This is a genomic window from Lacticaseibacillus sp. 53-4 (assembly GCF_016861805.1).
GTDB lineage: Bacteria > Bacillota > Bacilli > Lactobacillales > Lactobacillaceae > Lacticaseibacillus.
Genome location: NZ_BOLT01000003.1, coordinates 78,272 through 98,915, shown reverse-complemented (window position 1 = coordinate 98,915; position 20,644 = coordinate 78,272). Strand labels below are relative to the sequence as shown.

Annotated in this window: 19 protein-coding genes; 15 read left to right on the top strand and 4 right to left on the bottom strand. The window is 56.8% G+C overall.

What is annotated here, in order from left to right:
- The first annotated feature begins 74 nt into the window (after positions 1–74).
- The 9 genes from walK (at position 75) to JUF21_RS02235 (ending at position 11,566) form a co-directional block, all read left to right on the top strand.
- Positions 75–1,979 carry a cell wall metabolism sensor histidine kinase WalK gene (gene walK / locus JUF21_RS02275; protein WP_203624411.1) on the top strand — a complete coding sequence of 635 codons (1,905 nt, stop codon included), beginning with the start codon at positions 75–77 and terminating at the stop codon, positions 1,977–1,979.
- The gene (locus JUF21_RS02270) at positions 1,969–3,318 is read left to right on the top strand and encodes a YycH family regulatory protein (RefSeq protein ID WP_203624412.1); all 1,350 of its coding nucleotides are present in this window, start codon (positions 1,969–1,971) and stop codon (positions 3,316–3,318) included. The genes walK and JUF21_RS02270 overlap by 11 nt, the downstream gene beginning before the upstream one ends.
- A 14-nt stretch (positions 3,319–3,332) precedes the next feature.
- Entirely contained in the window at positions 3,333–4,133 is an 801-nt protein-coding gene (locus JUF21_RS02265; RefSeq protein WP_203624413.1) for a two-component system regulatory protein YycI, read from the top strand.
- 132 nt (positions 4,134–4,265) lie between these two features.
- Complete coding sequence (locus JUF21_RS02260; protein WP_374706431.1) at positions 4,266–5,063, top strand: MBL fold metallo-hydrolase; 798 nt, start codon at positions 4,266–4,268, stop codon at positions 5,061–5,063.
- 101 nt (positions 5,064–5,164) lie between these two features.
- Positions 5,165–6,499, top strand: a complete 1,335-nt coding sequence (locus tag JUF21_RS02255; protein WP_203624415.1) for a S1C family serine protease — start codon at positions 5,165–5,167, stop codon at positions 6,497–6,499.
- Positions 6,500–7,083: 584 nt separating this feature from the next.
- On the top strand, positions 7,084–7,488 hold the full coding sequence (locus JUF21_RS02250; RefSeq protein WP_203662907.1) for an iron-sulfur cluster biosynthesis family protein: 405 nt from the start codon (positions 7,084–7,086) through the stop codon (positions 7,486–7,488).
- Positions 7,489–7,841: 353 nt separating this feature from the next.
- On the top strand, positions 7,842–8,273 hold the full coding sequence (locus JUF21_RS02245; protein ID WP_203624417.1) for an Hsp20/alpha crystallin family protein: 432 nt from the start codon (positions 7,842–7,844) through the stop codon (positions 8,271–8,273).
- A gap of 208 nt (positions 8,274–8,481) precedes the next feature.
- Positions 8,482–9,681, top strand: a complete 1,200-nt coding sequence (locus JUF21_RS02240) for a hypothetical protein (RefSeq protein ID WP_239061387.1) — start codon at positions 8,482–8,484, stop codon at positions 9,679–9,681.
- A 61-nt stretch (positions 9,682–9,742) separates the two neighbouring features.
- Complete coding sequence (locus JUF21_RS02235; RefSeq protein ID WP_203624418.1) at positions 9,743–11,566, top strand: heavy metal translocating P-type ATPase; 1,824 nt, start codon at positions 9,743–9,745, stop codon at positions 11,564–11,566.
- 57 nt (positions 11,567–11,623) lie between these two features.
- On the opposite strand, the gene JUF21_RS02230 is transcribed toward JUF21_RS02235, so the two are convergent.
- Positions 11,624–12,331 (bottom strand): GntR family transcriptional regulator, encoded by a 708-nt coding sequence (locus JUF21_RS02230; protein ID WP_203662905.1) that lies wholly within the window; start codon positions 12,329–12,331, stop codon positions 11,624–11,626.
- Positions 12,332–12,469: 138 nt separating this feature from the next.
- Between JUF21_RS02230 and JUF21_RS02225 the strand changes: the two genes are divergently transcribed.
- The 4 genes from JUF21_RS02225 (at position 12,470) to JUF21_RS02210 (ending at position 15,476) form a co-directional block, all read left to right on the top strand.
- The gene (locus tag JUF21_RS02225; RefSeq protein ID WP_203662903.1) at positions 12,470–12,799 is read left to right on the top strand and encodes a PTS sugar transporter subunit IIB; all 330 of its coding nucleotides are present in this window, start codon (positions 12,470–12,472) and stop codon (positions 12,797–12,799) included.
- 58 nt (positions 12,800–12,857) lie between these two features.
- A complete protein-coding gene (locus tag JUF21_RS02220) occupies positions 12,858–13,202 on the top strand; it encodes a PTS lactose/cellobiose transporter subunit IIA (protein ID WP_125755726.1) in 345 nt (114 codons plus the stop codon).
- A 296-nt stretch (positions 13,203–13,498) separates the two neighbouring features.
- The gene (locus tag JUF21_RS02215; protein ID WP_203624420.1) at positions 13,499–14,938 is read left to right on the top strand and encodes a 6-phospho-beta-glucosidase; all 1,440 of its coding nucleotides are present in this window, start codon (positions 13,499–13,501) and stop codon (positions 14,936–14,938) included.
- A gap of 142 nt (positions 14,939–15,080) precedes the next feature.
- Entirely contained in the window at positions 15,081–15,476 is a 396-nt protein-coding gene (locus JUF21_RS02210) for a DUF1093 domain-containing protein (protein ID WP_203624421.1), read from the top strand.
- Positions 15,477–15,533: 57 nt separating this feature from the next.
- On the opposite strand, the gene treP is transcribed toward JUF21_RS02210, so the two are convergent.
- Positions 15,534–17,534, bottom strand: a complete 2,001-nt coding sequence (gene treP / locus JUF21_RS02205; RefSeq protein ID WP_203624422.1) for a PTS system trehalose-specific EIIBC component — start codon at positions 17,532–17,534, stop codon at positions 15,534–15,536.
- 175 nt (positions 17,535–17,709) lie between these two features.
- Entirely contained in the window at positions 17,710–18,816 is a 1,107-nt protein-coding gene (locus tag JUF21_RS02200; protein ID WP_203662901.1) for an SLC13 family permease, read from the bottom strand.
- A 325-nt stretch (positions 18,817–19,141) separates the two neighbouring features.
- Here JUF21_RS02200 and rlmH point away from each other — a divergent pair, with 325 nt between their 5' ends.
- Positions 19,142–19,621: a 23S rRNA (pseudouridine(1915)-N(3))-methyltransferase RlmH gene (gene rlmH / locus JUF21_RS02195; protein WP_125755716.1), complete on the top strand. Its 480-nt coding sequence runs from the start codon at positions 19,142–19,144 to the stop codon at positions 19,619–19,621.
- Positions 19,622–19,688: 67 nt separating this feature from the next.
- On the opposite strand, the gene JUF21_RS02190 is transcribed toward rlmH, so the two are convergent.
- Entirely contained in the window at positions 19,689–19,928 is a 240-nt protein-coding gene (locus JUF21_RS02190; protein WP_203662899.1) for a hypothetical protein, read from the bottom strand.
- A gap of 259 nt (positions 19,929–20,187) precedes the next feature.
- On the opposite strand from JUF21_RS02190, the gene JUF21_RS02185 reads away from it, so the two are divergent.
- Positions 20,188–20,601 (top strand): pyridoxamine 5'-phosphate oxidase family protein, encoded by a 414-nt coding sequence (locus tag JUF21_RS02185; RefSeq protein WP_203624425.1) that lies wholly within the window; start codon positions 20,188–20,190, stop codon positions 20,599–20,601.
- Positions 20,602–20,644 lie beyond the last annotated feature (43 nt).

Sequence of the window (20,644 nt, the reverse complement as noted above, 5' to 3'; positions counted from 1 at the left end):
GAGCGGCGGCAATGCTCTGAGCTAGGCTAGCTGTCGGGCTAAGACCGTCGTGCCTCACAACTTGGAGATTTACATTGAACAAGAAGATTCGTTTTTTTCAATCGATCAACTTTAAGATCGCGCTGGTGTTTATTCTGCTGCTTTTGGTGACGGTGGAGATCATTGGCGCGTATTTTGTGCGGTCCTTGGAACAACAGAACGTCGATACGTTTAAGACTGCGATCAACCTTGATCCCTATCTGCAGGATAAGGTCGCCACGGATCTGATGAAGTCAGATACCTCAGCCGCCGACGATTCCCTCAAGTCAACGATTTCTCAGGCTGATGTCGCCAACACTGCGACGATTGTGGTCGTCGATGCCAAGGGGACGGTGCGCGCCAATTCCAACATTAATTCCCAAAACGATGTCGGCACCAAGTCCGCCAATAACAGCATTAAAAACGTCCTGTATAGCGGTCAACTGTTCGAAGGCTACGAGTACAGCGATTCGTCCGGGTCGATGTACACCAAGATTATTCCTATCAAAAATCCTAACGCGACCGGGGACGGCAATGCGGTGATTGGCGCGGTGGCCATCACGGCCTCGATGGAGACGGTGTACAACAACATCAATCAAATCGTCCGCATTTTCCTGATTGCCAGCCTGGTCGCCGGCCTTCTCGGGGTGATTATCTCCATTGTCATCTCCCGCGCTATCACGCGGCCCATCGACGAAATGAAAAAGCAGGCCATTCGTATGGCTCGTGGCGACTATTCCGGCCAGGTCCGGATTTACGGGCAGGACGAGCTGGGCCAGCTGGCCGTTGCGGTCAACAACTTGAGTGTCCGGGTCGAAGAAGCCCAGGAAGCCAGCGAGGCCGAGCGGCGGCGGTTGGATTCCGTTTTGGCCCACATGACTGATGGCGTCATCGCCACGGATCGCCGCGGCAATGTCATCATTATCAACGAAACCGCGCTGGAATTTTTGGCGACCAAAAATGAAGACGTGATCGGCGTGTCGATCCTCCGCCTGCTGAACATCGAAAAGGACTACACGCTGCGGGACCTCCTGGAAAACCAGAAGGAGCTGCTCCTGGACTTCACCGAACAGCTCAATCACGAGCTGATCTTGCGCGTCGACTTCAGCCTAATTCAGCGCGAAACCGGGTTCATCTCCGGGATCGTGGCCGTGCTGCACGATGTCACCGAGCAGCAGAAAAACGAACGGGAGCGCCGCGAGTTCGTGTCTAACGTTTCGCACGAACTGCGCACACCGCTGACCTCGATGCGTTCGTACATTGAAGCACTGAACGAAGGGGCCTGGAAGGATCCCAAAATTGCGCCGCAGTTTCTCAAGGTCACCCAAGAGGAAACCGACCGCATGATCCGCATGATCAACGACCTGCTGTCGCTATCACGGATGGATTCCGGCACAGCCAAAATCGAAAAGGAAACCGTCAACCTGAATGAGTTCTTCAACTACATTCTGGACCGCTTTGACATGATGCTGAAAACCGACAACGAATCCGCCGGTGCCGACAATAATCAGGTTGAGCCGCTGAAGACCACGCCGCATAAGCACTACACGCTACGCCGCGAAATTACCAAGCGCGATCTGTGGGTCGACATCGATCAGGACAAGTTTATGCAGGTGATCGACAACATTATGAATAACGCGATCAAGTACAGCCCGGATGGCGGCGTGATCACGGCACGCCTGCTTGAAACGCACAACCACGTGATTTTGTCGATTCAGGACCAGGGCCTGGGCATTCCGCGCCAGGACATCAACAAGGTCTTCGATCGCTTCTACCGGGTCGATAAAGCCCGTTCGCGCAAGCAAGGCGGCACGGGCCTAGGCCTGGCGATTTCCAAGGAAGTTGTCGAGGCGCTGGGCGGCCGCATCTGGGTCGATTCCCAGGAGGGCAAGGGCAGCACGTTCTACATTTCGCTGCCGTATCAGCCGCTTGATGAGGGAGGCGATTGGGATGAAGCTTAGTGGCTTGATTTTACGGGTCTCACTGACCGCCATGGTGCTGCTCAGTCTCGTGTTCTCGGCGCTGATCTGGCGCAATCCGTCTCGGTTGGGCCGCACCGACACTTCTAGTGCGCTGAAAACCACGCAGACCGCGTCAGCCAATCAGCAGGCGGCCTACCTGTTTGTCCCCACGACCGCCTACTATCAAGCAGGCAGTCAGAAGGTGCAGCTGATGCAGGCCGACCAGTCGGCGACCGGCCAGATTCACCGGACGATTCGGCCGTGGCAGATTAAAAAAGTCAGCAGCTCCGTTCAGCTCAGCACCAGCGCATTTTCGGCGCTGTTGACGCAGGATCAGACGCTGCAGATGACGTTCAGCGCCCCGGTGACCTTTGGCGTGTTCAACGCGCACTATTTTAACCAGCCGCTGAAGAATCCGCCTGCCTTTCAGTTTGACCGGCTGATCATCGATCTGAAAAAGAGTAAGCCCAAACTGACGCTGGTGGATGACGCCACGCGCATGAGCCGTACCGCGACCCTCGCCAAAAGCCCGACCACCAAGTTGCGCGCTTACCTCAACAAGGCCCAATCCAGTGGGCTGCCGGTGGTGGAGAAACGCCTAAACGGGAAGCTGATTCCGTACTATGCGCAACCGGTGGCGCTGAGTCCCTACGCCTTCTTACTGGATCAGCAAACCGCTAACCACTTTGTGTCGCTGCTGATGCCGGCCAATTCCGCCACGGCGGTCGACAGCCGAGAGATTGGCAACGAATCGATATACACGCTTGGGGATACGCGCATGACTCTGAACAGCTCGTCCAGTGTGATGCAGTACGAGGACCCGGGCAAGATTACCAAGAGTAAAAGTCTGGGCACGGCCTTGACCAAAGGAGAGGCGGCCATTTCGCAGCTGAATCTGCAGGGCATCACCTCGATGCATTACTTCAGCTACGATAAGGGCAGTCGCACCGTGAGCTTCCGGTCATATGCTCAGGGGCTGCCAATTTTCAACAGCCTGGATAACGGGCTGGTGCAAACGGTCAGCAGCGAAAGTGGTTTAACCACGACCTTCTCGCTGAACAATCTGACTGTGGCCATCCCAACCGCGCAGGCGTCCAAGACTCTGCCGACCACGCAGGACGTTTTGAATCAGCTGGCCACCGCCGGCTACGCGCAATCGACCATTCAAGACATTCGCCTGGGTTACTACTGGCGGCCGCAAAGCGCAAGCTCGCAGGTCGTGGACCTGACGCCGACGTACTTCGTTGAGCTCAATGGGCAGTACAAGCGCTACACCGAGTGGTTGACTCCGCAAACTGCGGAAAACCAGAACCAATCCGCCGCGCAGGCAATTCGCTAGAAAGGAGCAGGCTTATGGATTTTCGCCGCATCGAAATGATTTTTCTCTTCGTCTTCATCGCGCTGAATGTCTTCCTGGGGATCAGCTTCTTTCAAAGTCAGCAGGTCGATCTGGCAACGGACGCCGCCGGCACGACCGCGATTCTGGCAGACATCAAGCGCGATGACATCAAGCTGCCTAAGCTGAGCACCAGCACCGAGCGCGGCGCTTATCTGGCCAACACGACCCCGTCGCCGCTGCGCCAGGATGCCAGCCGCGTCAAGGGTCAGGAGCTGCACTTCAGCGACGTGAACGGCACCACGCTGACAGCGACTTTAGCCACTGCGCTGAACGTCAAGACCGACGCGGCGGCGCGGCTGCAGCGGTGGGTCGCGCGCGCTGACAACGTCGCGCATGGCAGCGCCTATGTTTACCAGAAAGACCTGTCCACCGCCACCAGCTACGTGTTCGCGCAAAAAATCAGTGGCCACCTGGTCAATGATCCGCACGCGCAGTTGACCCTTCACGTGAGCGACGGGCGCTTGACCGGGTACACGCAGACCTACCTGCCGAACCTGATCACCCTGCGCCAGGACGTCAACTTGTGCTCGGCCCAGGACGCGGTCACCACGCTGTACCGCGAAAACGAGATTACCAGCAACTCGAAGGTGCTCTGGACGCGTCTGTCATACACCTACCTGCTGAACGCCAAGGGCAGCATCGTGTACGTGCCGGCCTGGTCGGTGGGCATCGAAAGTCAGGGCTCCAAGAACTTGACCGTGAAAAAAGTGAACGCCATCAATAAAACGGTGCTGAAAACACGCACCGAAGAATAACGCAAACCGCGGTGGGGTGGGGCAGCTCATCACCACCGTTTTTTGGTGGGCGAGCCCGCTCAGTTTAGCGCGGGTTGTTCGTATGGTACAATAGACGCGAAAAGAGTGAGCAGAGTGACAGAAGATTTTGGCATGCGTGTGTCCGTTTTGGCCTCCAGCAGTTCGGGCAACGCAACTTACATTGAAACGCCTCAGCATCACGTGCTGATGGACGCCGGCCTGTCCGGCAAGAAGCTGAATGAGCTGCTGCACAGCATCGGCCGCGACCTCAAGGACATCGATTCGGTGTTTATTTCGCATGAGCACACCGACCACTGCCGCGGCGTGGGCGTGTTGGCCCGCAAGTACCCTAACTTGACGGTGTACGCTAACGCTCCAACGATTGCGGCGCTGCCGAAAAGCGTCGGCGTGCTGCCGCAGGATCAGATCCGCGTGTTTGACGAAGGGACCCAGCTCGATTTGGGCGACCTGGACGTTGAAAGCTTCGGGGTCTCCCATGATGCCGCGCAGGCGCAGTTCTACCAGTTCCAGCACGACGGCAAGCGCTTCGCCATCGTGACGGATACCGGGTACGTGTCCGACCGCGTCGAAGGCACGATCAGAGACGCTGACGCCTACGTGATGGAAACCAACCACGATTTGGAAATGCTGCGCGAGGGTCCTTATCCGTGGCCGCTGAAGCAGCGGATCTTGGGCGATTTTGGGCATTTGAGCAACGAGGACGGGGCCAACGCGATTATGGATGTGATCGGGCTGAAAACCAAGCGCGTCTACTTGGGGCACCTGTCGCCGCACAATAACATGAAGCCGCTGGCGCATGTGACCGTGGTCAACCTGCTGAAGGCGCAGGGCTTAGCTGTTGGGCATGACTTTCAGGTGCTCGACACCGATCCCGCCGTGGCCGATCCCTTATTTACCGTCGGAGCCTGAGCTTAAGGCGGATCATCGCCGAAAAAGCCCAGGCTTTTTCATACTTTCGTCAAACCAATCCCGTACACTGGTTTATGTAGAAAAAGAGAGGAAGGGTCATTATGGATAACCAATCACATCACTTTTCCGAAGAAAATCAGCAGCAGACCCCGCAGCCGCCAAAGCGGCGGTCGGGGATCAAGCAGCTTGCGCTGGTGGCGGTCGTGGCGGCCGTCGTCGGTGGTGGCGTGGGCGGCGGTGTCGCATACGGCATCATGAGCAGCAATCCAACCAACTCGGTCAACGAGGCCGTCAGCGAAGGCAAGCCCGGGACCACCAAGGTCTCTAACGTCAGCGTGAACGAAAGCAGCGCCAGTTCGTCGGCCTTCGCGAAGGTCAAAGGCGCCGTGGTTTCAGTTGTGAACATGCAAAAGACGCAGTCGACCTCCAGTGGCCTAGATGCCTTCGGTGACCTGTTCGGCGACTCCGGCAGCGATTCGAGCTCGTCAAGCTCAGACAGCGGCAAGCTCGAGGACGCCAGCGAAGGGTCCGGGGTCATTTATGAGAAAAAGGACGGCAAGGCTTACATTGTCACCAACAACCACGTGGTTGAGGGCTCAGACGCCTTGGAGGTCATTTTGGCTGACGGGTCTAAGGTCACCGCAAAACTAGTCGGCACCGATGAGGATTCTGACCTCGCCGTGCTGTCGATCGATGGCAGCAAGGTCGATACCGTGGCCAGTTTCGGTGATTCCAGCGCGATCAAGGCCGGGCAAACGGTCCTTGCCATTGGCTCGCCGCTGGGCTCCCAGTATGCGACCTCGGTCACGCAAGGGATCATCTCCGCCACCAGCCGCACCGTTGACGTCAGCGACGAGCAAACCGGCCAAGTGACCGGTCAGGCGACCGTCATTCAAACCGACGCCGCGATCAACTCGGGGAACTCCGGCGGCCCGCTCATCAACCTGAACGGCCAGGTCATTGGGATCAACTCGATGAAGCTGTCAGGCACCAGCAACTCGAACGCCACCATCGAAGGGATGGGCTTCTCCATTCCAAGCAACGAGGTCGTGTCCATCATCAATCAGCTGGTGGCCAACGGTAAAGTGGTTCGGCCGGCACTGGGCATCGAGGCGCGGGATCTTTCCAGCGTTTCGGCCAGCCAGCAGTCCAGTCTGCTGAAGGTGCCTGCCAGTGTGACCAACGGGGTCGTAGTGGCCGGCTTCACGTCGACCAGTATCGCCAAAAAGGCGGGGCTCAAGCAGTACGACGTGATCGTCGCCGTTGACGGCAACGCGGTGGACAGCGTCGCGACCCTGCACACCCAGCTTTACAAGCACGCGATCGGCGACACCATTTCCCTGACCTACTACCGCGGCAGCGACAAGAAGACAGTCAACGTCAAGCTGTCACAAACCACGGATCAGCTGGATGGCACCACCGGGAACGCGAAATAACTGAATTAGGGTGAGATCAGCCGCGCAGTGATGCGCGGTTTTTTGATGCGTTATTTTCGGCAATTTCCGGCAGTTGGACACCCAATGGCCAGGATTGTTCGGGTGAGGGTTGTCAAGTGTGAATTCGCCTTGAGGATAATCACACCCCTTGCCTGTGGATAACTCTGTGGATAGTGTTTATAACTCACTTTTCAGCCCGTGCACAGGCTTATCCACAGGGGGTCAAAAGCCGGTGGATAAACTTTTTTCTTTGTGAACCAAACGCGTGTACGGGCGATGAGGACGCGATTTTGGACGCCTCACTTTGTGAAATGCCGATGTTCAAAACCGTGGATAACTCCCGGCCAAAAATAAAGTGCTTGATTTTTCCGGGCACGAAATCTGGTATCAAAAAATGTTCTGAACACCAGCGCTAGGGTTGATCAAGGGGGTGATGTGGATAACTGCTGGGGATAGTTGGTGTAAGCCTGTGTGTGAAAGCAGCAATCACTAGTATTTGGTTAGTTATAATTGACAGGACGTGAACAAGCCGGTATGATGAAGACATAATAGTTGTGTACAATCTAGTTGAAAGGGTGACCGATATGGAAATTACCATTACAGAGGCAGCAAAGGAATACTTGAACCACAAGCTCGTGCCGGGCGACCGTCTGTTCTTGGCGCTTGACGACGGCTCCAGCAAATACTCTAAGCTCGGCGGGACCTGTGCGATCGGCAACAAGTTTCAGTTGGTGATTGCGGACACCCCGGATCCAGACTATGCCGAGCCGCTGGCCAGCAATACGAAGTTAAACCTGACCACTGGGCCGCTTGAGCTGTCCTACCTCGGCCACGGCCTTGCGCTGGATCATCACAGCGGCATGCTGAACCTGCATGACGACTCCGGCGTGCTGGACGGCGCCGTCACGATCGACTTCGCCCAGCCGCTCCCGGCCGACGAACAGGCCCGCCGTGAGGAAATGAAGGCGCTCGGTGCAAAAGTTTGTTAACCCGGGCTGCGACAATGGCCGGTTTTAGCGGAGGACAACCGCAGCCAGCCATTCCCGCGTTGGCCAGCTGAGCGCGCCTACGCCTTGCCTAGCCCAACGCTTTTCTCACTTTATCTAATCTAACAAACAGTACAGCCCCAACGGTTCTGCTGGATCGTTGGGATTTTTTTCGAAAAAAGTTAGCACTCTGTTGACAAGAGTGCTAAGCCGTGGCATAATACTTTATGTAAACAAGGTAAGAAGCTAAAGCCCCGATCGACAGGCGAGCAGGTGTGAGCCGGACGGTTGCCAGGGCGGCTGCTTTCCCTGTTTGAACTAACCCAACAGACAATTATGAAAGGAAGTTTTGCATCATGGCTAATGAGATTATGAATCGTGACAACTGGTTGACGGATCCGTTCTTCGATGATCTGGGCGCGCGTTTCTTCGATCGTTTCATGCCTAGCGACACGAGCCGGGTGCTCAAGACTGACATTCAAGAAACCGACAAGAGTTATGTTGCCAAGGTCGATGTCCCGGGGATCGACAAGCAGGACATTCACCTGAATTATCAAGACAATGTGCTGAATATTTCCGTCAACAAGAAGGAAGTTAATGATCACGCCGATAACAAGGGCAACGTCCTGATGAGCGAGCGCAGCTACGGCGCCATGAGCCGCAGCTACCGCCTGCCGAACGTGGATGAGTCGAACATCAAGGCGCAATACGACAAGGGGGTTCTGACCATCACCTTGCCAAAACTGACCGAGCAGGAACAAGACCCTCACCAAATCGATATTGACTAATTAACCGCCTCTAACTGAATTACCGCCTCTATAGGAAACGGGTTGCCTCCGGGCAGCCCGTTTTTTTGGTGCCGCCGTTCAGCCATGGTAAATTGAGTTGAGCAAGAGGCGAAAAGCCCGGCTCACAGGCGATTTTTAAAGGTCTTGCCCAGCGTTTGCCGGCGCGTTACGGTATGATGATGGAAGAGGATACGGGGGAGAGACAGTCATGAAAGAAAAAAGCGAACTCAAGGTCACGGTGCCGGCTGGCGTCTATGCGCAGCTGCGCGGGGACTTGGAGACGCCCATGCAACTGACTATTAAAAATGATCGCATCGTGATCCAGCCGGCCCCAGCGGACCGCCTCCGGTCAGGGCGGCTGGCCTTTATCTGGCCGCTGTTGGTCAGCCTGGTGTCAACGGTGGCGATTTTTCTCTACTGGCTGCACATCGGGGTGCACGTGATCCCGATGACCGGGGATGTGTCGATCGCCAGTTTCACCATCGGTTTTGGGGTCGTGGGCGGCATCGCACTGTTTGCCGGCTTCTTTGTGCAGTCGCGCAACGATCCGGATAACCGGTTCTCCAAAGCCGTGTACTGGCGGAACTTCCCGGTGATCTTGCTGGCGTTTGCCATTATTTTGGGCATGGCCCTGCTGGGCACCTTTTGGGTGCTGGGCACGCTGTTTCCGGGGGCGACCTTTGATCCCTTCACGGCGGTGCTGCAGGTGCTGGTCTTTCTGATCTTGGCGAATGTGTTCATGGTGCAGATGGCGCTGCGGATCAACGCGGCTACGCTGTCCAGCCTGCTGACCATCGTGATCGTGTCGGGGGCGGTCATCTCGATGGCCTCAAACGGCAGCCGGCAGTGGTGGCAGCACAACCTGAGTTTTCTGGGCACTAAGCTGGCCTCAAACGCCTGGCAGTTCAACCTCACGCTGGTGATGACCGCGCTGGTGATGATCAGCCTGATCGACTACCTATTCGTGCAGTTGAACGCGCAGCACCGCAAGTCCTGGCGGCTGACGACGCTGCGGGCGTTGTTGACGCTGGCGGCGATCGATCTGGGCTGCATCGGGGTGTTCCCGAACAACGCGCAGTTTCACGTGCTGCATGACGAGATCGCGGGGATGCTGGTCACCATCATCTTGATTATCATCATCGGCTTGCGGTGGCTGTTGCCGGAGGTCTCCAAGGAATTTCTGTGGGCGTCGTACGCTATCGGGGTGGTCGAGTTTTTGATGAACATGGGCTTTCGAGTCTTCGGTTACCCGAGCCTGACCGCCTTTGAGATTCAAGGCTTCGCGATCGGCTTCGCCTGGCTGCTCTTTTTATTCAACCGGCTGCAGGCGCTGATCGCTGAGGGGACGGTCGCCTGGCCGATCGTCATTGAGTGTGAGCCAGACAAAGAAAATTCCCCGCGCAACTAACTGGACTTTCTTAATTAGAATGATTATAATTAAGCCTAGATAAAACAAGGGAGTGAGCGCGTTGAGAAATTATCGGCGGCTGTGGGCGGTGTTAACGGTCGGGATCGTGGCGTTGATCTTGGAGTTCGGGCTGCATCAGCCGACCTGGGCGCAGATCGTGATCACGGTCATTGGGGCGGCCATTGCCCTGTTGATGCTGTGGGACATGATTAAGACGCTGCGCAGCGGGTCGTTTGGCGTGGACCTGCTTGCCATCACGGCGGTGGTGGCGACGCTGGCCGTGAGCGAGTACTGGGCGGCGCTGATCGTCCTGTTGATGCTGACAGGCGGTGACGCGCTGGAGGACTTCGCGGCCACCAAGGCCAACTCCGACCTCAAGCAGCTGCTCGACAACACCCCAACCACGGCGCACCGGCTGGTGGCCGGTAAGCAGGAAGACATTTCGGTTGATGACGTCAACGTGGATGACATCGTGCTGGTCAAGCCGCAGGAGGTCGTGCCCGTCGACGGGGTTGTCACCGAAGGCAGCAGCATGGTCGACGAGGCCAGCTTGACCGGTGAATCCAAGCCCGTTGAAAAAAATCCCAAGGACGAGCTGATGAGCGGGACGGTCAACGGCGACAGCGCCCTGACCGTGCGCGTCACCAAGCGTGCCGAAGACAGCCAGTACCAGGGGATCGTGCAGCTGGTCAAGGAATCCGAAGCCCGGCCGGCGCATTTTGTCCGCATGGCCGACCGCTACGCCTTGCCGTTCACGCTGCTGGCGTATGTGATTGCCGGGGTAGCCTGGGCCGTCACCGGCAACCCGCTGCGCTTTGCCGAGGTGCTGGTCGTCGCGAGCCCTTGTCCGCTGATTTTGGCGGCGCCGGTCGCAATGGTGTCGGGGATGAGCCGCACCAGCCGCGCCGGGATTATTGTGAAGTCCGGGACGGCGCTCGAGAAGCTGTCTTCCGCTAAGACCGTGGCGTTTGATAAAACCGGGACGATCACGCAAGGCGTGCTCGCTGTCGATCAGGTGCAAGCACAGCCGGGCTTCGACCAAGCGCAGCTTCTGAAGCTGGCCGCCAGTGCGGAGCAGCAGTCGACGCACATTCTGGCGCGTTCTTTAGTCAGCGAAGTCGGCAGTGGCAAACTTTTGGCCGCCACCGCCGCCGAGGAAGTCACCGCAGAAGGGGTCCAGGCCACCGTTGACGGCAAGCTGGTCAAGGTCGGCAAGCCGAGCTTTGCCGGCACAGACGCCAGCGTCGATAGCACAGCGGTATACGTCAGCGTCGACGGCCAGTTTGCTGGCGTCATCACGTTCACTGACCGCATCCGGCCGGAAGCCAAGCAGACCCTCAGCGCCTTGCACGAACTCGGCGTTGAAAACACCATGATGATCTCCGGCGATAATCAGGCCATTGCGGATGATGTCGCGCAGCAGGTCGGGGTGGATAAAGTGTTTGCCGAGCAGCTGCCGGCAGACAAGATCAAGGTGCTGGATAACACGCCGAAAAACGCGCGGCCAGTCGTCATGGTCGGCGACGGGGTCAACGATGCGCCTTCGCTAGCGGTCGCCGATGTCGGCATCGCCATGGGCGCACACGGCGCCACAGCTGCCAGCGAAAGCGCCGATGCGGTCATCCTGCGCGACGACCTGACCAAGGTCGCCTGCGCGGTGATCATTTCGCAAGATACCATGCGCATCGCCAAGGAAGCCGTTTGGATCGGCATCGGGATCTGTACCGGCCTGATGCTGATTGCGGCGTTTGGGGTGATCCCGGTGATTATCGGCGCGATGCTGCAGGAAGTCGTCGACACCATCACCATTTTGTACGCGCTGCGGGCCCGCTCCGGGCGGCGCAACGCCGATATGTACGAGCCGGCCAAACCGGCCAAGGCATAACAAAACGCCGCTGCGAAAAAAGTTTCGCGGCGGCGTTTTTGCGTTTTCAAGCGGCAGCTAATTGCTGCTGAGGTGCGCGGAGTGGAAGTAAAAGTCCAGCCCCGGGTAGCTGTACACGGTCTGGGAGAAATTGAAGACCACGTTGTTATGCGTGTAATTGATCTGTGCCAGCGTCAGCAGGGAAGTGCCGGCGGCCAGGTTCATCAAGTCGGCCTTGTCGGGGCCCAGCGTGGTCAAAGACAGGAAATCGTCGGAGGATTCAGGATCGATGTCGTAAGTCTCCTTGATGAAGTCAAAAATCGAGTCATCCAGGGCGTCAGTCGAGATGAATGGAATCTGATCGCGCAGGTAGTACGCCTCTTCCAAACAGTACAGCACTGAGTTGAAGTAACGCAGGCGAATGATGCGCCACAGCTCGGTGTCGTCCTTGACCTTCATCGTTTGCGCCAGCGGGATCTCGCTGGCCTGCACGCGGTCAAAGGTGACGGCCTTGGAGGTCAGCGGGCCGCGCTTGGCCAGCGACTTGCCGGCGCCAATCGAGAGGTTGATCGTCATCGAGCCCTGCAGCTGCACGTTGTTGATGTAGTAGCCGGAGCCCTGGATGCGGCGCAGCAACCCATGCTGGTAAACCACATCGATGGCGCGCCTGATCGTGTTGCGGCTGACCCCGTACTGCTTCATCAGCTCCTGCTCAGTCGGCAATTTGGTTTGATACTCTCCGGCCTGGATCGCCTGGAGCAGTTTTTCCGCGATTTCGTGATACATGAGTTGCCCCTCCCAACAAATTTTAAGTCATGGGACTTGTTTATTTCGTACCCACGTATTATTATAGCATTGTAGCAATGAAAGCGGTTAAACTTCTAGCCGCAAAATTTTATTCTCACACAAAGGGGAGTTTTAATTATGGCTGACAAGAAAACGATTATGTTGGTATGCTCTGCTGGTATGTCCACCAGCCTGCTGGTTTCTAAGATGAAAAAGGCCGCAACGGCCGAGGGTGTTGAAGCGGACATTTTTGCAACCGCTGCCTCCGATGCTGACAACGCACTGGCAACCAAGAACCCAGACATTTTAATGCTCGGGCCTCAGGTTCGTTACCTGCTGGGTCAGTTCCAAAGCAAGGTTGACGGCAAGCTGCCGGTTGAAGTCATCAACATGCAGGACTACGGCATGATGAACGGCGAAAAGGTGCTCAAAGAAGCCCTGTCATCAATCGAAAAGGCCGGCAAGTAAGCTGCGGTAAACCGCAACCGCTTTCTAGACTAATTGACACGGATGATTGGAGAATACAATGGCTGAAGAAGAACAAGATCAGAACATGGATGCGATCATGGGTCTCATTTTGAACGGCGGGAATGCAAAGAGTTCCGCGTTCGAAGCGATCCAGGCAGCGAAGAAGGGCGATTTTGAAACCGCCGATGCAAAACTCAAGGAAGCGGATGGCTTCTTGGTGGATGCGCACAACTCACAGACCAAGATGCTGACCGCCGAAGCAAACGGCGAGCACGCCAAGGTCACGCTGCTGATGGTCCACTCACAGGACCACTTGATGACCAGCATCACATTCCGCGATCTTGCGGGCGAAATTGTCGACCTATACAAGCGCCTAGACGGCAAACAGGTCGAGGACAAGTAATCTTTACATTGCAAGCGGCTGGAACAGCGATGTTCCGGCTTTTTTTGCAAGGTGCAAGGTGCGCAGGGTTCGCGAACTTAGCGGGATGGGTAGCCTAGCTCAGGGCATTGAAGCCGTACTTTGGCTTCGAGGCCCTGAGCGTAGCTAGCCACTCCCGCGTTGCGAACCCGGAGCCCAGTTAGGCAAGGTGCGCATGGTTCGCGCACTTAGCTGCGAACCCGGAGCCCGATTACAAGGTGCCCCGATTTCATGCACTTAGTTCCAATTACAGATAAAACGTGAGGAGTTTCAGACCAATGACAAAAGGATACAAAATGCCAAAAGACTTCCTGTGGGGCGGCGCGATTGCGGCGCACCAGGCGGAAGGCGGCTGGCAAGAAGGCGGCAAGGGACTGAGCATTGCCGACACCATGCGGGCCGGAGAAAACGGCGTACCGCGCATAGAGGATGACAAAGTCCTAGATGGCCAGATTTACCCGAACCACTGGGGTGTTGAGTTTTACTCGCACTACAAGGAAGACATCAAGCTGTTTGCCGAAATGGGGATGACGGCGTTTCGGACGTCCATCGCCTGGACCCGGATCTACCCGAACGGCGACGAGGCCGTGCCGAATGAGGCCGGTCTGAAGTTTTACGACGACCTGTTTGCCGAGCTCCACAAGTACAACATTGAGCCCATCGTGACCCTGTCGCACTTTGAAATGCCGCTGCACCTGGTCAAGGCCTATGGCGGTTTTGGCAGCCGCAAGGTCGTCGACTGCTTCACCAAGTTTGCCGAGACCTGCTTCCGCCGCTACCACAACCAGGTTAAGTACTGGATGACCTTCAACGAGATCAACAACCAGACGTCCTGGCGCGATCCGCACCCGCTGCTGCAAAACTCCGGCCTGATCTTGGGCAAGGACGACAACTGGGAAGAGAAAATGTTCCAGGCAGCGCACCTCGAATTTGTCGCTTCGGCGCAGGCCGTGCAAATCGGCCACGCAATCGACCCGAGTTTGCAGATCGGCGACATGATCGCCTTCAACCCGATTTATCCGCTGACCGCGCGGCCGGAAGATGTGATGTACTGCCAGCGCGCGATGAATTACCGCTACTACTTCGGCGACGTCATGGCGCTGGGTGAGTACCCGGCTTGGCTCAAGAAGTACTGGGCGAAAAAGGGTTACGACATTGGCATCACGCCGGCGGACGAGGCCATCATCAAGGCCGGCACTGCGGACTTTGTGGGCTTTTCCTACTACAACTCCGCCGTGGTCAAGTACAGCGACGACAATCCGGACATGGACTTCGACGAAGCCAAAAACGACACGAAGAACCCCTACGTGCCGCGCTCCGATTGGGGCTGGCAGATCGATCCGATCGGCCTGCGCTACAGTCTGAACTGGATGACGGCACGCTGGCACAAGCCGATGATGATCGTCGAAAACGGCTTTGGTGCCTTCGATAAGGTCGAAGCTGACGGCAGCGTTCATGACGACTACCGCATCAAGTACCTGGCCGACCATCTGCTGCAGGCGGAAAAGGCTGTCGCCGAAGACGGCGTCGACCTGCTCGGCTACTGCCCGTGGAGCGCCATCGATATCGTTTCCGCCTCCACTGGTGAAATGAAGAAGCGTTATGGCTTCATCTACGTCGATGCCGACGATCAGGGCCACGGCACGTGGAAACGCAGCCGCAAGGACTCCTTTAACTGGTACAAGCAGGTCATCGCAAGCAGCGGCGAGGATCTGTAAGCACTAAAATGCACGCCACTCGGTCATTGAGCGGCGTGCATTTGCGTTAAAATCATTCTCAGGCCTCTTTCAAACTCGACCTCAAGCCCTATGAGCCGACGCGCTTCACCCGGTAAACTATTGGGTGGAAGGGGCGAGTCAAATGAAGCGGGTCTGGTGTAACGTTTGCGGGTTGGGACTGATCATTGCGGTCGTGCTGTTTGGCTTGCCGCTATTTACCCGCAATCAGCCCACTGAGGCGGCGGGGATGCTTGACCGGTATAATCCCGTCGTCCCGGAAGAAACGGTGTACGTGGCCACTGGCGGCTGCTCTGTCGAGTGGGTCGCCAACCGCCACGGCGGCCGCGACTATCGCTACCGCCTGCAAAGCTACTCGCGCATGGGGACTGCCCGCCAGGTGCTGCTGCAAGTGACGGACGCGCCGCTGACGCCACACGCCTATCTGGCCGTTCGCACCAAAGGCCAAACCGTGCTTTCCTGGCACCGGGTCAAGGCCAGCGCGCTCCCCAGCGCTGCCCGCAGAAAACTAGCGCAGTGACCGCAAAAAACGCCCGAATCAAAATTTGATCCGGGCGTTTGCTGTAGGTACGATTAGTTAAAGCGCAGGCGCCACCGCACTGCCGGTCGCTTTTTCCGGCATCTCGGCGGTTTTGGCTGCGGCAATCTCGTCGCCCATCTGGTGGGCGCCAGTGGCCAGCAGCTTGAACTCATCGAGGCGGTCGGAGTTGGTGATTACCACGATGACTTCCGCCGAGTGGCCAGCGGCTTTGACGGCGGCGATGTCCATGACCGCCAAGGTGACGCTTGGGTCGACCGCGTCGCCGGGCTGCACGTGGACCGTGAACGGGGCGCCTTTCAGCGCAACCGTATCCAGGCCCATGTGGACCAGCACCTCGAGCCCATTTTGCATCCGAATGCCGATCGCATGCTTGGTGTCGAATACTGAAGTCACAGTGCCGACGACCGGTGAGTTGATGTGGCCGTCCTGAGGATCAACGGCGAACCCTTCGCCCATCATGTTCTGGGCGAAAACTTGATCTGGCACAGCGGCCAGTGGCATCACCTGCCCGGTGGTCGGGGCATAAAGGTAGTCGAACTGGATCGATTCGGCGTCCATTGCCAGCGGCTGGGCCGCCGGGGCTTCGTCTTCGTCGATGATTGCGCCGGTTGCTTCATCCACGGCTTCGATCTTGTTCAGCGCTGGCACCTTGCGCAGGACGAAGGTGAGCACAAATGGTACGGCTACGGCGATCACCATGCCGATGGCGAAGACGCCGATGAACTGACCGACAATCGACAGGATCCCTGGCAGGCCGCCGACTCCGATCGAGTAGGCGCGCACGCCCATGATGGTGACGAACATGCCGGCAATGCCTGAGCCGATAATGGCCGCGATGAACGGGTAAACGTACTTCAAGTTGATTCCGAACATCGCCGGCTCCGTCACACCCAGGTAGGCCGAGATGGTGGCCGGCACCGAAATGCCTTCCTCTTGCTTATTGCCACGGTGGGCAATCGCCACGGCCAGTGTCGCAGAGCCTTGCGCAATGTTGGACAGGGCGATCATTGGCCAGAGGTTGGTCGAGCCGTAAGTGGAAATGAGCTGGGCGTCGATCGCCAGGGTGGTGTGGTGCAGCCCGGTGATCACGACCGGCGCATACAGCAGCCCGAAGGCCAGGCCGAACAGCCAGCTGAAGTTGCTGGTCAAACCGGCGTTGACGATGGCGGAAAGGCCATCACCGACCCACCAGCCGAAGGGTCCGAGGACCACATGGGCGACCAGGATCGTCGGCAGCAAAGAGAAGAACGGCACGAAGATCATCGAGATCGCCTGTGGGATGTGCTTGCGGAAGAAGCGTTCCAGGTAGACCAGCATGAAGCCGGCCAGCATCGCGGGGATGACCTGCGCCTGGTAGCCGATCATGTTCACCTGCGCGAAGCCGAAGTCCCAAAACGGGATCTTGCTGGCGGCCGTGCTGCTCACAGCGTAGGCGTTGAGCAGCTGCGGCGAAACCAGCGTGATCCCGAGGACGATCCCCAGAATCTGGGTCGTGCCCATTTTGCGGGTGATCGACCAGGTGATCCCGACCGGCAGGAAGTGGAAGATTGCTTCACCCGGCAGCCACAGGAAGGCGTTCACGCCCGCCCAGAACTGCGACTGTTCAACGATCGTCGCGCCGCCGAACTGGACGCCTTCGAGAATGTTGCGGAAGCCGAGAATCAACCCGCCGACGATGATGGCCGGCAGCAGCGGCGTGAAGATTTCGGCCAGCGTCGCGACGGCGCGCTGGATCACATTTTGGTGCGTCTTGGCAGCGGCTTTCGTCGCTTCCTTGCTGGCGCCGCTCAGGCCAGAAACAGTGGTGAAGTCGTGGTAGAAGTCAGGGACTTCATTGCCAATGATCACCTGAAACTGCCCGGCGTTGGTGAACATGCCGCGCACGGCGCCGATTTTTTCAATCGCGGCCTTGTTTGCCTTGGCGTCGTCTTTCAGAACGAACCGCATGCGCGTGGCGCAGTGCATGAACGACGTGATATTGTCAGCACCGCCGAGGGCCGTGAGAAGCTGCCTGGCGTCGGACTCATATTTACCCATAATAGCCTCCTTGAATGAAATATTGATAACCTAGGTTAATTTTAGCTTATCGTAGTGGAGTCAAATGAGGCAACTAATAAGGGTAGCGGCGAGATTAAAGGACAATAGTTATCGCCATGTCCTTTAACCGCAGACAAAAAAATAGCGCCGCGAACGGCGACGACGCAGCGATCCCTTAATAAACGAAATCCAAGATGAGCCAGCCCATGCCGGCGAGCACGATTAGGCCGATCACGTTGAACACGAGGAAGCCAATCAGGAATTTGCCGGCGTGATGATTGCCCCAGGTGGCGTATTCTTTGTAGACCAGCAGGTTGCACATCGAGCCGACGACAGAGCCCAGGCCGCCGATGTTCGAGCCCAGAAACAGCGCGGCGGCGTAGTTGGTGAATTTACCGATCAAAACCGTCGACGGGACATTGGAAATCAGCTGGCTGGTCAGAATCGAGGTCAGGAAAACGGAGTGCGCGGAGCTGACCAGCCCCGAGATCAGGTCGACCACCCAAGGCATCTGCTGCAGGACGGACACGATGACGAAGAAGCCGGCGAAGGTCAAGACAATCGCGTAGTCGACTTTCTTCATGATCTGTTTGTTGTACAGCACCGCCAGCAAGATCGCGGCGATGGCGCCGACATAGGAGGGGATGACTTTGAGCACCCCGGCGAAGATGAATAGCGCCACGATGGCCGTGATCACGGTTGGCCGAGTCTGGATGTGAATGTCCTGAAACCCGACTGCCGGCAGGGGAATCTTTTTAACGAAAACAGTGAAGCCGAGCAGCAGGATAATCGAGGCGATCAAGAGCGGGATCGACCAGCTGAAGAAGTGGCCGATGCCAATGGTGTAGTGGCTCATCAGAAAAATGTTGTGGGTGTTCCCAAACGGGGTGAAGGCACTGCCGAAGTTCGCCGCCATGCCGATCAGCGTGACCGGCAGGATCTCGGGCAGCTTGTATTTCTTGGCGATTTCAAGGTACAGCGGAATGAGGGTGATCACCGTGACGTCGTTGGTGAGAAACATGGCGGCGACGATGGCGAGCCCCAAAAACATCAGCAGCAGCTGGCGTGAATCAGCAGCCAGGCTGGTCAGCCGGTAGGCAAAATAATCAAGGACATGCAGGTACTCGAAGATCTGGATGACAGTCATCATCCCGAGAATCGACCAGAGCGTATCGAAGCTGATGTCTTCAAGCTTCGGTCTGGCCGCGAACAAGCTCAGCACTACTAGGAACGCGGTGATCTGCAGCACCCGGTCCTTTGCAATGTTTTTGATTACAGTCATAAGTTTACACACTCCAAAAATGACTCAACGCTTCTATTCTGCGCTTATTTCGCAGGTCGTACAACGGGCGCTGTGTAAAACTCATGTAAATAGCGAACATTGAAAAAATGGGTGGTGAAGGTTAAATACGTGTAAGAAACGGCAACAAAAAGCTGAAAAACCGGCATTTAGATTTTTCATACCATGAATGGTCGGCCTGAATTATGTCATGGGTGGTGTGTAAAAAGCATCAAATAAATCGTTACATTGTCCTTGCTTGATGAACACAGCGCGCCGTTTTGAGGCGAGCGGATTTCGGGTATACTGGGCCTGAGAGGTGAAGCGGATGAACATCAAAGTGATCGGGGTTGGCAAGCTCAAGGAGAAGTACTTCAAGGACGGCATCGCCGAATACCGCAAGCGGCTGGATAAGTTCGCCAAGGTGCAGATCGTCGAAGTCGCCGACGAAAAAGCCCCGGAGTCGCTGTCCGAAGCTGAGATGGCGCATGTCAAAGAAGTTGAAGGCGAGCGCATCCTGGCCAAAATCAAGGACAAGGAGTGGGTCATCGCGCTGGCCATTGAAGGCAAGCAGCGGGCCAGTGAGGTCTTCGCTAAGGAGCTTGAGGACTTGGGCACGTACGGCCATTCCGATATCACCTTCGTCATTGGCGGTTCTTTGGGCCTGTCGCCGGCCGTGATGAAGCGCGCCAATGACACCCTGAGCTTCGGCAAGCTGACCATGCCGCACCAGCTGATGCGACTGGTGCTCATGGAGCAGATCTACCGAGCGTTCATGATCCAGATTGGGAGCCCGTACCACAAGTGATGGCCGCCTTTTTGACCAGTGGCGGCGCGGCAATGAGCTGCGCTGCTGCTGTTGGTTTGGCCGGCAGTTATTTCTTTTCACTGCCGTCGGGGTTTTCTTCGATCGTAATCATCTTATGGGTCTTGTTGTCGTAAACGCGTCGGATCGAGCCGGTTGCATGCCGCCACTTGAGCTGTTTGCCGTTCTTGTCATAGATGACGGTTTCGGACTCGGCCCGATGCGCTGGGCGCAGTTGGTGAACCGCGAACCCGGCGATGCCAATGACGCAAATGCTGCTGATAATTGCGGCTGTTAGTCGTTTTTTCATGTCTTTTCCTCCATCGTTTAATGGGTGCCGTCCATCCAATCAGCGTATCAGGACAGCAGTAAAATCCAGTGGGTGGGCGGTAATGATTCGCTGAGAAGGCTGGTGTGGATTGCTCAGGCAGTTATCACGGTGGCCTAAGATTTTTATTGGGGAACATGACACATGAGCGGTGAGCCTTGTAATCTCTGCCGTAACCGCTTACCATTTATTGTGACGAACGACTATAGCTCGCCCGAAAATACCTATTGGAGGGATTATTTTGGCTAATACAGAAGATCTAGAGAGAATTTTTAACGCCTCATCACAAATCGCGGTCGCGACATTGACCGAAGACGGCACTGCGCCTGACGTACGCATTGTCTTGGGTGTTTACGACAAGGTCAACAACCAGGAGCTGTTCATGACGGCCGCGAACGCGGAAAAGGTTGCGGAAATCAGCAAGCACAGTCAGGCATCGTTTGCGACGCCGCAGTTTGGCAGCAACGATGTGGCCCGTGTCCGCAAGGCAACGGTACAGAAAATCGACCCAACGCCGGAGCAGCTGGCTTTGTACAACGCGAAGTACCCACAAACTGCGAAGTACGCCGCCCACTCCGACTTCTTCGCCCTGAGCTTTAAGCAGGCGGAAGTCACAATCGGCGGGGAGAACTCGACAGTCGAGGTTGCGGATTAACACCGCAAGTTCTGAACCAAGTCGTTGGGTCGGCTGAGCTAGT

Excerpts from the sequence above, each read along its gene's own strand:
- JUF21_RS02200 (WP_203662901.1), bottom strand. The coding sequence starts at position 18,816 with ATGACTGTAATCAAAAACATTGCAAAGGACCGGGTGCTGCAGATCACC.
- JUF21_RS02245 (WP_203624417.1), top strand. The coding sequence starts at position 7,842 with ATGGCTAATGAGATTATGAATCGTGACAACTGGTTGACGGATCCGTTC.
- JUF21_RS02225 (WP_203662903.1), top strand. The coding sequence starts at position 12,470 with ATGGCTGACAAGAAAACGATTATGTTGGTATGCTCTGCTGGTATGTCC.
- JUF21_RS02260 (WP_374706431.1), top strand. The coding sequence starts at position 4,266 with ATGCGTGTGTCCGTTTTGGCCTCCAGCAGTTCGGGCAACGCAACTTAC.
- JUF21_RS02210 (WP_203624421.1), top strand. The coding sequence starts at position 15,081 with ATGAAGCGGGTCTGGTGTAACGTTTGCGGGTTGGGACTGATCATTGCG.
- JUF21_RS02265 (WP_203624413.1), top strand. The coding sequence starts at position 3,333 with ATGGATTTTCGCCGCATCGAAATGATTTTTCTCTTCGTCTTCATCGCG.
- JUF21_RS02190 (WP_203662899.1), bottom strand. The coding sequence starts at position 19,928 with ATGAAAAAACGACTAACAGCCGCAATTATCAGCAGCATTTGCGTCATT.
- JUF21_RS02230 (WP_203662905.1), bottom strand. The coding sequence starts at position 12,331 with ATGTATCACGAAATCGCGGAAAAACTGCTCCAGGCGATCCAGGCCGGA.
- treP (WP_203624422.1), bottom strand. The coding sequence starts at position 17,534 with ATGGGTAAATATGAGTCCGACGCCAGGCAGCTTCTCACGGCCCTCGGC.
- rlmH (WP_125755716.1), top strand. The coding sequence starts at position 19,142 with ATGAACATCAAAGTGATCGGGGTTGGCAAGCTCAAGGAGAAGTACTTC.
- JUF21_RS02240 (WP_239061387.1), top strand. The coding sequence starts at position 8,482 with ATGAAAGAAAAAAGCGAACTCAAGGTCACGGTGCCGGCTGGCGTCTAT.
- JUF21_RS02250 (WP_203662907.1), top strand. The coding sequence starts at position 7,084 with ATGGAAATTACCATTACAGAGGCAGCAAAGGAATACTTGAACCACAAG.
- JUF21_RS02215 (WP_203624420.1), top strand. The coding sequence starts at position 13,499 with ATGACAAAAGGATACAAAATGCCAAAAGACTTCCTGTGGGGCGGCGCG.
- JUF21_RS02220 (WP_125755726.1), top strand. The coding sequence starts at position 12,858 with ATGGCTGAAGAAGAACAAGATCAGAACATGGATGCGATCATGGGTCTC.
- JUF21_RS02255 (WP_203624415.1), top strand. The coding sequence starts at position 5,165 with ATGGATAACCAATCACATCACTTTTCCGAAGAAAATCAGCAGCAGACC.
- JUF21_RS02270 (WP_203624412.1), top strand. The coding sequence starts at position 1,969 with ATGAAGCTTAGTGGCTTGATTTTACGGGTCTCACTGACCGCCATGGTG.